A 12,847-nucleotide genomic window follows, 5' to 3' on the forward strand; every position below is an offset into this window, starting at 1 on the left:
TTCTTACTAGCTTTAATCAGTAGGATGATTCACTTTTGCATATAAACCGATGTGATCGGGTAAACTATTCTGATGCCTTTTTCAGTGCTAAAGCGCTCGAGGATAGCCTCCGTAATCTGGTGTTCGAGTACCCTTCTTTTTCTTGGATGGCAGAGGTAACGCAGAGAAAGTTGAATGCCTCTTTCATTAATCTTGGTATAAACGGTCGGAGTATATTGTCCAAAATGGATAAAGTGCTCCTTATGGGCTTTCATCATAGCCCGTTCAATGTTTTTAAACCCATCCTGCATGAGTTCATACATGATGTCTTTAAGGATTTGTTGGGCCTTTTTGTGATCAGAATCCAAGCTGATGTAAAATTGTTGCTCATTCCAGATGTACTCAAATCCTTGGCTGTAATTGGCCTGAGGATCTGAAAAAACCTTTCCATTGGGTACATGGACAATTCTTCCGGTACTCTGTTCTGCATCAACCCAGTTACCTACTTCCAAAAGTGAGAACTGAAATAACCTCAGATCCACCACATCTCCTTTGAATTCACCGATCTGTATCCTGTCTCCCACATCAAAGGGTTTTCTCCAATAAATAAAAATCCATCCGGCGATATTGACAAAGATATCCTTTAAGGCAATAGCGATACCCGCTGACAACAAACCCAAAAAGGTGGTGATGGACTGGAAGTTGCTGATCCAGATGTTTCCAATTAAGAGCAAACCAACAATGGCTAAAGTATATTGGATGGTCTTGCGCCAATGATACACCCGCTTCATGTCATCGGCAGTCCTTATACCAATGAGTTTATAAGCTCCTTTTTTGATCAGCCATAGGACAAATAGAATGATGACGGTCTTGTAGATATTCCACCTGACTTCATATTCTACGATATCGTTGAGATAGTCTATCCAGTTTTCCATAGCGAAGAAGTAAAACTAATCGGACTTTATCTGATTCACAAAGAAAATTAATGTTCTTTAGAGGAAAACTACGAAAGACATCATCGAAAGTAAACAGCTCAAGCGTCCAGAAAGAAATCCTTGAGTTGTATGGAGTTACAACTTGAAAGACTCTCCTGGGGTAACTCTCCAAAAACTCCTTTTTGCAGATGACCTTTTTTATCAATGCAAACCTTGCATAATCCTTCAATCCAAGACCTGCGCCTTTATTACTATCAAGGATCTGCTGGAGTAAGCCGATCCCTTTGCCGAGTAGATATTCGAGTGCTTTTTTTTCTGAGCGTTTTCCTGAAACTGTTTTTCCTTTTTCTGGAATAAGCCATATGGGCAAATCTCTGCTCCCTTAATTTAGATCTTGGCCTTTTCACCCCCAGATGGGAACAGAGTCTAAACTGCTGGTTTTCGGACAGTACTTTACCGCAAAAATACTGTAAGGCCCAGTCTGTGTTGTAGCGTTCCAACAATTGCCTGTCACTGGTGTTGAGATAGGCCTTCAGGAACATGAGTGCAAACATGCCCTTGCTGCCAAACCAGCTCAAGGTCCCCCTTCCCGGCCGTTCTTCGGGAAGACAGGAAACAAGAACATCCCAAGGGATAGAATCAAATGGGAAGATGCATTTAAAAAAATACATCTTCCCATTTTATCGGTTAACTTATAAATTAAATTGGTCAAAAAATCAGTTATTTTATAGTCTGTTCTTCCTTTTTTTCACATTTTTGGTTATCTCCTGATGGCCAACAAGGAGTACAGGAACATGTTCCTCCAAAAACACTTAAATTACATCCGTTGGGACACCCTGTACATGAACATTTTTTTTCCGAAAGCAAAAACCCTCCATTTCCATCCTCTTCAAGAAAATACCCTGTTTCAACCGATCCATCATCACTTATTGCCTTTAAGAAATAAAAGGATTGGTCATTTTCGTTGCTGGAAATGAGTTCAAACATATTAAAATCCAATAAATTATCTTCGAATTGATTATCCTCTAAAAGCAGTTGTTTGAATAAGCTTTTGTCTAAAGGCAATTTAGTACCATCCATAATTAAAGAAATTTGCTCCTTTATATCATTATCAAAAAACACCTTCGAATCATTAAATGATATTTCTCCAGGGAAACCGTCTCTATCCTGGCAAGAGAATATTAAAGCAAAGAAAGTAATAATAAACGCAATAATTGATTTATTTTTCATGACTTTAATAATTTAAAATCCTCCCCCTTTCGCACCATTCGGGGCGGGATTAACTTCCCCAAAAAGTAAATCTTCCGGAATGCTTTGATTTTTCAACCTAAACTTATACACTACATAAATAAAAATAAAGTTTTCATCAATGATTTTATTCAAAAAAAATTTTAGACTGTATTCCCCAGTCCAAATTGCCAAGTACCACATCAGTGTAAAAGTGGAGCCTTTCCATGTCCAAAAGCTGGAGCATTGGATAGCCTGCTGAGTAATCCACTTCAAATTCAGGTATATGCTGGTTGGGCCCTCTAATAGAAACAATATTGCCCTTCCTTATATACAAAATCTCGATAAAGTTGCTTAATAGCCCCACCAACACAAATTTGGTGCAATCCGAGTTCCTGGAAAATTTCCCCTGGTGCATCCATTCTATGACAATAGGAGGAACTGTCCTTACCTCAAGCTTTGAGCTCCAAGTGCCGAAAGTGGATAATAAATTCTCATTTTTTTCCCTTCAAGATGTACAGGATTTGGTATATCCCTGGCTTCAAAAAAACTAATCAGTAGGATTCATCTTCCTGCAACATTACAGACCCACCGCAACTTAAAATAAAAAGATACAATTTAACTCCAAGAAGAAACCAAAATCGTATATAAAAAGGATTTATAACTTTCATTGATTTTGTAAACCCATAAGGGAAAGCTTTGAAATCCATGAATCGAATTTTTTTAGAATGATCTTCCTAAATTTCCATTGTTTATTTCTTCCTATGTTCCTTTTGGCGATGTTTAGCGGAAAGCTAATTTTTACATTAGGCTCACATCCATCCTAAATTAGACCCTCAGTTTTTCTTGTTCCCACTCTGATATCTTCCTCTTCGGTACTTGGTTTTTAAAAATTGTTTTGTTTAAATTATAAACATATAAATGTTAATTTTTTTAACATTTTAGAATAAGTAAAGTTATCTATTCCCCCTCCTGATCAAGTAACGTCATGCATCTCAACTGCCACTCTTATTACAGCTTCAAATACGGAACCCTCTCCATCGAGGAGCTGGTATCGCAGGCTAAAAGCAAAAAGCTCGATGCCCTCGCCCTGACGGATATCAATTCGGTAGCAGGAGTCTTCCCTTTTATTCGGGAGGCTCAAAAAGCGGGCATTCACCCCGTGATTGGCATTGATTTCCGCAACGGCATCAAACAGCAATACATAGGACTGGCCAAAAATCAGGAAGGCTTCTACGAACTCAACCGTCATCTTTCTCATAGAAGAACAAAGGGGATACCATTTGAAGAAAAAGCTCCCAACTTTCAGCAAAGCTTTATCATCTACCCCTTTCGGGAAAAAATCTTCCCACTGCGTGAAAATGAATTTATCGGCATACACCCCTACCAACTCAATCGCTTGGTCAAGTCCTCTTGGTATCGCTACAAGGACAAGCTGGTCTTGCTACAACCCGTGAGTTTTTCCTCCAAGACACAATTCAATACCCATCGACTCTTACGAGCAGTGGATAAAAACACCTTACTCAGCAAGCTAGAACCCGAGGAACAGGGGGACATCAGCGATCAGTTTTATTCCTACGCCGATATGGTGGCCCGCTGCGAGGGACATAGCTACCTGCTGTACAATTCACAGCGCTTACTCGAAGCCTGTCAGTTTTCCTTCTACTTTCAGGCAGTCAAAAACAAGCGCGACATCTTGGGCTCGGATTGGGAGGACTTTGACTTCCTGCGCCAGGAAACCTTCAAGGGGGCCATCCGCCGCTATCCTAACCTGAGCCCCGAAATCAGCAAGCGCTTGGAAAAAGAGTTGGAACTTATACAACAAAAGGGTTTCGTCTCCTATTTTCTGATCAATTATGACATCGTCAAGTTTGCCCATCACCGAAACTTCTACCATGTGGGAAGGGGCAGCGGGGCCAACAGCATCGTGGCCTACTGCTTGGGGATCACAGATGTGGATCCCATCGAGCTTGATCTTTACTTTGAGCGCTTTATCAACCTGTACCGGGAAAATCCCCCTGATTTTGACATAGACTTCAGTTGGACAGATAGGGATGAGGTGGTGAAGTATATTTTCGAGAAATACAATAAAGGGGATCAGGAACATGTGGCCCTATTGGGTTCTTACAGTACCTTTCAGGCCAACTCCATGTTGCGGGAGCTTGGTAAGGTCTTTGGTCTGCCCAAAACTGAAATCGAATCCCTGATCTACCATGCCGATAAGCCTGATCATATTCCCGATCAGTATGGAAAGCTGATCCTCAGGTACAGTCAGGTGCTGCATGGTATGCCCTCACACCTGACCATTCATGCCTGCGGGGTACTGATTTCGCACAAGCCCATCCATTACTACACGGCGACGGAAATGCCTCCCAAGGGATTCCCCTTGGCACATATCGATATGCATACCGCAGAGGACATCGGGCTGCACAAATTTGATATCCTCTCCCAGCGGGGACTGGGTCATATCAAAAGCAGCTTGGAGCTTATCTACCAAAATCAGGGCGTACAAGTGGATATCCGTCAGGTAGAAAAATTCAAAAAAGATCCCAAGATCAAAGAACTGTTGAGGACAGGACATACCATTGGTGCCTTCTATGTAGAATCCCCTGCCATGCGCATGTTGCTGGCCAAGATGAAGGCGGCTGAGTATCTGGAGCTGGTGGCTGCCAGTTCCATTATCCGTCCGGGTGTGGCCCGTTCAGGTATGATGCGTGAATATATCCTGCGCCATGTGGATCCCGAAAGGCGCAAGCAGGCCCACCCTGTAATGATGGATATCATGCCCGAAACCTACGGCATCATGGTCTATCAGGAAGATGTGATCAAGGTGGCGCATTACTTTGCAGGACTTTCGCTGGCCGAAGCGGATGTGCTGCGCCGTGGCATGAGTGGCAAGTCCCGCTCCAAAGATGAATTCCAAAGGGTGAAGGAACAGTTTTTCATCAATTGTGAAAGACTGGGCAGAGATCCAAAGATTACGGCCGAAGTCTGGCATCAGATTGAGAGTTTTGCAGGCTATTCCTTTGCTAAGGGACATTCGGCGTCCTTTGCTGTGGAGAGCTATCAAAGTTTATACCTAAAGGCCTACTTTCCATTGGAATTTATGGTGGGCGTGATCAATAACTTTGGGGGATTTTACCATACCGAGTTCTACATCCACGAACTCCGAATGAACGGGGCCGATATCCAAGCTCCCCACATCAATGAGAGTGACTACCTGACCAATATCAAGGGAAAAACAGTGTATCTGGGTTTGATCCATCTGAAATACCTGGAAAAAGCCAGTGTAGAAAAAATTCTTAGCGAGCGTCGCGTAAATGGCTTTTATATGGGTTTATCGGATTTTATTGCACGTGTGGATATTAGCCTGGAGCAAACCTTGATCTTGATCCGAATCGGTTGTTTCAGATTTACGGGTAAGAGCAAACAGGAATTGCTTTGGGAAGCACACTTTATTCTGAATAAGCGCAAAGCGGTGGCAATAGGCAATGAACTTTTCCGGCAGGCGGGATTTCGGGAATTGCAGGTGCCTGCACTTGAAGAAGCTGACCTGCGGCAGGAGATTGTGGATCAGATTGATATTTTGGAATTCCCCTTGGATTCCCCGTTTCACTTAGTCAAAGATCAGACTGTCCCGAGTATCAAAGCCAGGGATTTAAAGCAGTATCTGGGCAAACAAGTGCAGATCATCGGCTACCTTGTTACGATCAAGTACACCCGAACGGTGAAGGGAGATGTCATGAACTTCGGCACCTTTATCGATAGGGAAGGGGACTGGATAGACACCGTACATTTCCCTCCTGTAGTAAAAAAGCACCCCTTCAAAGGCCGTGGCATCTATTTGATCCAAGGCAAGGTGACGCAGGAGTTTGATTTCTACAGTATCGAAGTGGACAGTTGCGAAAGGATGGCGTATTGGAATGCGGCTGATTGAAGTGGGGTTGATGGTCCAAGACTTAGTCTTGGACCATTTAAACTGCAGTCTTCAGACTGCTTTCCTCACAGTCTGAAGACTGTGAATTTTATGGTCCAAGTCAGAAGACTTGAACCAACTCCTAAAAAATCAACTAACACTATTGATAAAATAATTTTGATGAACTAAATTAATTTACATTTTTCAACCAAAACTTTTTGGCTATGAGCAGAAAATACAAAATCAGAGATCAGGAGAAACTTTACTTTGTGACTTTTACTATCGTTGAATGGATAGACTTGTTTACCCGCAGGATTTACAGGGATATTTTGCTGGATTCACTGCGTTACTGTCAGCAAAACAAAGGTTTGGATCTGTGTGCATATTGTATCATGTCCTCCCATGCACATTTTATAATCGGTAGAAATGGGGAGCAGCCCTTGGAAGGAATTATCAGAGATGTCAAGAAATTCACTTCAGTAAAAATTATCGAAGAAATCCAGATAAACCCCCAGGAGAGCAGGAAGGACTTATTGCTTTGGCATTTTAGTAAAGCAGGAAGATTCAATCCGAACAATAAAAGTTTTCAGGTATGGCAGCAGCACAGCCATCCTGTTGAACTGAATACCAATGATAAATTATCAAGATGTTTGCATTACATCCACCATAATCCAGTGGAGGCCGGAATAGTCCTTTCTCCGGAGGAATATCTTTACAGCAGTGCTTCGAATTATGCTGGATTAACTGATACTTTGATGGAGGTGATTTTGGTGGAATAATGGTTCAGGCCCGTCGTGGTACAGGTCTTCATCCCTGGTTTAAGTCTTCAGACTTGGACCTCATATAATACAGTCTTCAGACTGTGAAAATGCAGTCTGAAGACTTCAACCAATATGGTCCAATACTAAGTCTTGAACCAAACTAATCTTGAACCAATTGAGATTATCTATCCTTACCCATTTTTCCCTTGTAAAACGTCATCCTCTTATCTCCCCACTTTTCAATCAAACCAAGTTTGACGCCATTTTTTAGGTCCCTGCTTGCCGTTGCTGGGGATAAATCCGGGAGAAAATTCATATAATCTTTGCGGGTGAATTCTCCTTTGAAATTCAGTAAAAACGCTTTCAACCTTTCAGTTTCCTTGAGTTTTTGGGTTGGTGTGACCAAAAGCTCTTCCAATGAAAGTAGGATCACTTCCAGCATATACTCGATAAACTTAGTCGATTTACCTTCTTTATCTGAAGCAGACAAGGCATGATAATAGGCTTTTTGATTTTTAGCAATCAAAGATTCGAATGGCAGAAATTCAAATAAGGGGTACTTCTTCATTAAAATCACTGTTTGCCAAAGTCTTTCCATTCTTCCGTTCCCATCCATAAAAGGATGGATAAACTCCATTTCATAATGAAAGACGCAGCTTTTTATAAGTGTTAATTCTGATTTGTCTTTCAGATAAGCAAATAATTCCTTCATTAAGAAAGGCACATGAGAAGCAGGAGGAGCCAAATGGGCGACTTTTGAACCTTTTACAATACTTACACCTTGTGTTCTGTACGCTCCAGGTGTCTTAACCAAGTCTTTCATTAACATTTTGTGTGCAGCCAAAAAATCCTTTTCCGAGGTATCCTTAAATTTTCGGATATTTTTGTAAACCTCCAATGCATTGAGTACTTCGATAATGTCTTTTTCAGGACCTACAACTCTCTTGTCATCAATGATTGCAGAAATTTGCTCCTCCGAGAGCGTGTTGCCCTCAATACTCAAAGAAGCATGTATGGTCTTTATCTGATTTTGCTTTCTTAGTTTTGGGCTTTGCTTGACCAAATATGCCGCCTGGACTTCTCCAATTTTTTCAGAAACAGCTGTCAACAGTTTTAAGATGTTTGGAGAAAGATCATATGGAGGTTTCATTACTTTTTGATAGTATCATTTGATAGTATCAAATATAATGAATGTGATCAGTAAAAAATATCTCAAGATCAAGAATCGTGGAAATTTGGCCCATCAATCTATCCTCTCCGCATGAATAACAAAAACAGCCGGAAGCCTTATACCCAGCGTTGTGCAAGCAATTGCTTCACTATCCAGTTTTTTTCTAATTCGGATCCGAAGTTTCATATTAGGTTCACCAAATTTATTCCTATCCAAGTTGAACCCTTCCCGTAAACTTTGATCCATAACATATTGGTTGCCAACTAAACTTTCAAGCCTAGCGATATCCTTTTCTTCAAATCTCAAAACATTTAACCTGCAATCCACACTCAAGCCTAATGTGGTCACCTCAAATTGCCCAGTAGGAAGATTGTGCTCTTCATCTTCCGGATCTGTGCAATTGGTGAAAAAAGCTAATATGCACAAAATTAGATAGTGCTTTTTCATGGATGTAAAGGTTTTTATTTGAGACGATGCAAACAGTCCTTTCGTTTCAAATAAGATATTGATTCTAAAATAAAAAAATCACTTCTTCCTTAATTCATTTTTGGACATTTTTCGTTATGTTATTGGACAAATTTCCATATAAGACCATGTCTAAAAAAGCATCAAAAGTTAGCGAGCCCGAAGTGGCATCATACGGTAAAGCTACTTTCTCAGTAGATTCCATTCTTAATATGGAAATGGGCCACTTCGACGAGCCTTTAAACAGGGTGGAGACCTTTCGTCAGGGGCTTGGAAAAGATGCCTTCGAAAGCCTAAAAGCGATTGCTGGTTTAGATTACAACACCCTCGCTACAGCCTTGGGTATTTCATCCAAGACCATTCAGCGAAAGGAAGTATTTGACACTATCCAATCCGAAAAGATGTTTGAACTGGCCGAGCTTTATGCCATGGGCATCTCCTATTTTGGACTGGAAGGCTTCAGGAATTGGATGGAGCGCCCCCTTTTTTCAATAGGTAACCGGAAGCCCTTAGACTTAATAGATGTGTCTGAGGGATTGGATATTCTAAAGTCAGAGATTATGCGTCTACAGCACGGGATAGCCATCTGAACTGCATGAAGGTCTATAGGATTGCCCTGACCCAATACTGCGACGACAGCGGTGAAGGAGCCAAACGCTTTGGAGGCAGATGGAATTTGCCTGGACACCCCGCACTCTATGCGGGAACAAGTATAGCCTCTTCCCTGCTTGAAAGATTGACCATAGATCCGGAGTTGTTTGCTTCTGACAGGTATGTCAAATATTCGGTAATGGAAATCAATTTGCCTGCAGAGCATATTCTCACCCCTTCCTTAGGCGAACTTCCTGCTGGCTGGAATTTGATACCTGCTGCAAAGTCATCGATGAATTATGGCACCGGTCTATTGCAGTCAGGACTACTGTCCTTTGCAGTGCCTTCGGTGGTGGACCCGAGTTCTCTGAACTATGTCATTAATCCTCTCTCTCCAAAATTCAACTTGATCAAATATAGGGTTTATCCTTTGCCACTAGACAAAAGACAGATCAGAAGCGTATAAAATAATGCGAACTCAGTATAATTAGCTTATTTCTTACTTTTTCCTGCTTCCAAAAAATTACTGCACCAAATTCTTATACACTTTCCCATCCTTCATGATCACCACAAACTTCTCTGCGGGATTCGCAATCAGAGAAAGGTCTGCTAAAGGATCACCATCTACCAAAATCAAATCCGCCAAAGCCCCTTCTTCCACCACGCCCAATTTTCCGGGATAGGGGCTTCTTAGACCTGAAAGTTGTAGCAATTCAGCATTGTCATGCGTGACCATTTTCAGGATTTCGGCATTAGTAAACCACTGTTGCAATTTTAGGATATAGGCATTCTGCTGTTCGTTCAATTCCGGTTCGAAAAGGAAGTCCGTCCCCCAGGCAATCTTCAATTTCATCTTTTTGGCAATAGGCCAAAGCTTGGCCTGCCCTTCGATTACCGGTTTACGTTTTTCTACCCTTTGCGGATCCATATCAGGAGTGCTCTCTACCAAGTTTTGTGTACTTAGCCAGATATCCTTTCTTTTCATCAATCGCAGGGTCTTTTCATCCAGCATCTGTCCGTGTTCTACGCATTTGACGCCTGCCTTGATGGCCCTTTGCACTGCTCTTGGGGTATAGGCATGAACCATTACATAGGTTCCCCAATCTTCGGCAGCTTCTACTGCTGCCCGCATCTCATCAAAAGTGTATTGGGTGACATCCACGGGATCATAGGCAGAAGAAGTTCCTCCACCTGCCATCAATTTGATCTGACTTGCGCCAAAACGCAGGTTTTCCCTCACAGCGGTCAATATTTCATCCCTTCCATCGGCAATAAAAGTGGCATTGAACCTTTCTGCCCTTGAGGGCTCTCCAAAAAACCTTCTGGATCTTTCATCAGGAGTGCGGAAATCGCCATGCCCTGCTGTCTGAGAGATAGTAGCTCCTGATGGCCAAATTCTTGGGCCACTTACTTTTCCGGCATCAATGCCCGTTTTTAATGGAAATATGGGGCCTCCGGCATCTCTCACCGAAGTGAATCCCCGCATCAACATCCGTTCTGCATTGCCTCCTACTTTTTCCATGATCAATCCCTCTGATAGCATAGGGGACATCATCTCCCGCATGGTCAAGGCCCCGAATGCCATGTGTACATGGACATCAATCAGGCCTGGCATCAGGGTTTTGCCATTGCCTTGAATTTTGGTCATCCCATCAGCTGTTGGATTTGGAGCAGTACTGATACTCCTGATTTTATTTCCTTCTATCAAGACATTCACTGGCCCGGATAGGTTATTGGATTTTCCATCAAATACCCGGACATTTTCGAAAAGGATGTTTGCACTATCCTGGGCTTGAGCTAATAGAGAGAGGAAAAAGCATGTAAAAATAATGCTAGGAATGGATTTTAGTAAAAACATAAAAACAAGAAATTTTTTCCTATCCAAAATAAGGAATTGAACTTAATTATCCTCTTTGTTGCCAAAATTCTTCTAAACTAAATTATCAAGGTTATAAAATCTATTGGGCCATAAATTCCAAAATCCAATCATATACCTTATTGCGGGGATTGATAAATTGGACTATCATGGGTTTATGTTTTTTACCTTTTTGAACATGGAAATCTGGCTCGGCAACGAGTTCCTTGTACTTCTCTAAAAACCGATCTGTGGTTACCTTGATTCCGGGAAGGGTTTTCTCTCCCATTAAAATAAGCAAAGGGGGGTCTTTTTCGTCCAGATAGTAAATGGGTGAAGTATCTTTCCATACCTCAGGACTATCTGTAAATGTCACTAGGTATTCTGTTCCAGGTTCATAGTTCATTTGTTCCAGAAACCACTTCATATCAAGCCCAGCTGCATCAATCAGGACAGCTCCTCTGACGGGGTTATTGTATTGAAGGGTATCAAAGTATTCATTTCTGAGCGAAATCAAGCTAGCCAAATGTCCCCCTGCTGAATGTCCTGATACAAATATCTGATTGGGGTTCCCACCAAATCTGGATATGTTTTGGTGGGTCCATTTGACTGCTTGGGTAGATGCCAAAGCCATATCATGCACCTGATATTCTGGACTTAAAGGATAATCAATGATGACTGTTACCACGCCTTTTTTCGCAAATCGATTGCCCAAAAAATTATAAATCTCTTTCTTTCCAGAATTCCAGCTTCCACCATGGATAAAAATCAAAACATCTTGTTCTCCGCTGGACTTTTTTGGAGCAAATACATTGAGTTCCTTTTTGGGAAGCTTTCCCGAAAGATGTTCTTCGATATAGGTAATGTTTCTGTAGCGGCTCACTCCCTTAAATGAACAGGAGGATAATGCCAAAACAATCAAAACAAGAAAGAAGGGATATTTCACAGATTTCAAATAACACTTATGTTTGATTTTTATAAATCTCGAGAGCGTTAACAAAGTTTTCAAAAATGTCGGTTTTTTTATTAGATTTTGGAATAAGTACCTGATTGTTTGTTAATTTAAATTTCACGACATGAAAAACTTCCTGCTTTTGGTATTGAATTCTCTAACTTTTTTTGGGACTCTTTTTTTGAATTACTTGTATGGTTCAGGGGCAGGCAGCAGAAAGTCGGTAGGGGAAATCAGCAACCAATACGAGACCTTGATCACTCCTTCGGGTTATGCGTTTTCTATTTGGGGTCTGATTTACATTTTGCTTTTTGGATTCATTGCTTATCAATGGGTCTGTTTCTTGAAAGGAAATAATGACCGATCGCTTGAACCTGTTTCGTATTGGTTCACAGTTTCCAATATTCTGAATGGAATTTGGATAGTGGTTTGGGTCCATGAAATGCTTTTCCTGTCTGTGTGGATAATTGCCGGACTTTTGGTATCGCTCCTTTTTATGGGGAGAAATTTAAGGCTAGGATTTAAAAACGATCGTCCGGAAGTATTAACAGGAATTCCGGTCAGTGTATACTTGGGTTGGATTATAGTGGCCACAGTGGTTAATTTTTCTGTATGGTTTTATGATATGGGTTGGTTTAAGGGGATTGAGGACTTTGTAACCATCCTGGTCCTGTTTGTGGCTGCTTTGGTATATCTTTTTCTGGCGATCAGAAAAAACCTTGCCATACCTTCATTTGTGGGAATTTGGGCTTTTGTGGCAATTGCTTTAAAACAGATAGATTTGAACCCCAATGTTTTTTATGCTGCCATCATTTTTTCGTTGGTACTTCTGATAGGCGTTTTTATTAAGCCAAAAAACAAAAAAACTGCTTTGAATTAAATAAGTGTAATAAGTTTTGCTTTTATGTGTATTTTGTTTAATTTACCATCGATTATTTTGGATTTTCTGATTTTGTTGCTTCAATCGCCCTAGTTAATTCAACTTTCCCACAGAA

At 41.2% G+C, this 12,847-nt stretch carries 13 protein-coding genes; 5 read left to right on the forward strand and 8 right to left on the reverse strand.

From position 1 onward, the window contains the following. Window positions 1-29: 29 nt before the first annotated feature. The 4 genes from CLV48_RS15560 to CLV48_RS15575 all read right to left on the reverse strand — a co-directional run bounded on the left by CLV48_RS15560 (window position 30) and on the right by CLV48_RS15575 (window position 2,508). Window positions 30-914: a mechanosensitive ion channel family protein gene (locus tag CLV48_RS15560; RefSeq protein WP_106568219.1), complete on the reverse strand. Its 885-nt coding sequence runs from the start codon at window positions 912-914 to the stop codon at window positions 30-32. A 254-nt stretch (window positions 915-1,168) separates the two neighbouring features. Beyond that, complete coding sequence (locus tag CLV48_RS15565) at window positions 1,169-1,585, reverse strand: transposase (protein ID WP_106568220.1); 417 nt, start codon at window positions 1,583-1,585, stop codon at window positions 1,169-1,171. Between the two features lie 49 nt (window positions 1,586-1,634). Next, window positions 1,635-2,144 (reverse strand): hypothetical protein, encoded by a 510-nt coding sequence (locus CLV48_RS15570; protein WP_106568221.1) that lies wholly within the window; start codon window positions 2,142-2,144, stop codon window positions 1,635-1,637. 145 nt (window positions 2,145-2,289) lie between these two features. Beyond that, entirely contained in the window at window positions 2,290-2,508 is a 219-nt protein-coding gene (locus CLV48_RS15575) for a hypothetical protein (protein WP_146140107.1), read from the reverse strand. Window positions 2,509-3,129: 621 nt separating this feature from the next. Here CLV48_RS15575 and CLV48_RS15580 point away from each other — a divergent pair. Next, on the forward strand, window positions 3,130-6,078 hold the full coding sequence (locus CLV48_RS15580; RefSeq protein ID WP_106568223.1) for a DNA polymerase III subunit alpha: 2,949 nt from the start codon (window positions 3,130-3,132) through the stop codon (window positions 6,076-6,078). Window positions 6,079-6,281: 203 nt separating this feature from the next. Further along, the gene (locus CLV48_RS15585; protein WP_106568224.1) at window positions 6,282-6,836 is read left to right on the forward strand and encodes an REP-associated tyrosine transposase; all 555 of its coding nucleotides are present in this window, start codon (window positions 6,282-6,284) and stop codon (window positions 6,834-6,836) included. A gap of 163 nt (window positions 6,837-6,999) precedes the next feature. Here CLV48_RS15585 and CLV48_RS15590 read toward each other — a convergent pair whose 3' ends face one another. Then, on the reverse strand, window positions 7,000-7,968 hold the full coding sequence (locus CLV48_RS15590; protein ID WP_106568225.1) for a Fic family protein: 969 nt from the start codon (window positions 7,966-7,968) through the stop codon (window positions 7,000-7,002). A 93-nt stretch (window positions 7,969-8,061) separates the two neighbouring features. After that, a complete protein-coding gene (locus CLV48_RS15595) occupies window positions 8,062-8,436 on the reverse strand; it encodes a hypothetical protein (RefSeq protein ID WP_106568226.1) in 375 nt (124 codons plus the stop codon). A 146-nt stretch (window positions 8,437-8,582) separates the two neighbouring features. Here CLV48_RS15595 and CLV48_RS15600 point away from each other — a divergent pair, with 146 nt between their 5' ends. Both CLV48_RS15600 and CLV48_RS15605 read left to right on the forward strand, forming a co-directional pair. After that, window positions 8,583-9,044 carry an antitoxin Xre-like helix-turn-helix domain-containing protein gene (locus CLV48_RS15600; RefSeq protein WP_106568251.1) on the forward strand — a complete coding sequence of 154 codons (462 nt, stop codon included), beginning with the start codon at window positions 8,583-8,585 and terminating at the stop codon, window positions 9,042-9,044. 5 nt (window positions 9,045-9,049) lie between these two features. Then, window positions 9,050-9,511, forward strand: a complete 462-nt coding sequence (locus CLV48_RS15605; protein ID WP_106568227.1) for an RES family NAD+ phosphorylase — start codon at window positions 9,050-9,052, stop codon at window positions 9,509-9,511. A gap of 57 nt (window positions 9,512-9,568) precedes the next feature. Here CLV48_RS15605 and CLV48_RS15610 read toward each other — a convergent pair whose 3' ends face one another. After that, complete coding sequence (locus tag CLV48_RS15610) at window positions 9,569-10,903, reverse strand: metal-dependent hydrolase family protein (protein ID WP_106568228.1); 1,335 nt, start codon at window positions 10,901-10,903, stop codon at window positions 9,569-9,571. 100 nt (window positions 10,904-11,003) lie between these two features. Further along, complete coding sequence (locus tag CLV48_RS15615; RefSeq protein ID WP_245889579.1) at window positions 11,004-11,846, reverse strand: alpha/beta hydrolase; 843 nt, start codon at window positions 11,844-11,846, stop codon at window positions 11,004-11,006. A 130-nt stretch (window positions 11,847-11,976) separates the two neighbouring features. On the opposite strand from CLV48_RS15615, the gene CLV48_RS15620 reads away from it, so the two are divergent. Continuing rightward, window positions 11,977-12,732, forward strand: coding sequence for a TspO/MBR family protein (locus CLV48_RS15620; protein WP_106568230.1), 756 nt, complete (start codon window positions 11,977-11,979; stop codon window positions 12,730-12,732). Window positions 12,733-12,847 lie beyond the last annotated feature (115 nt).

This window comes from Cecembia rubra, from assembly GCF_003014575.1.
GTDB lineage: Bacteria > Bacteroidota > Bacteroidia > Cytophagales > Cyclobacteriaceae > Cecembia_A > Cecembia_A rubra.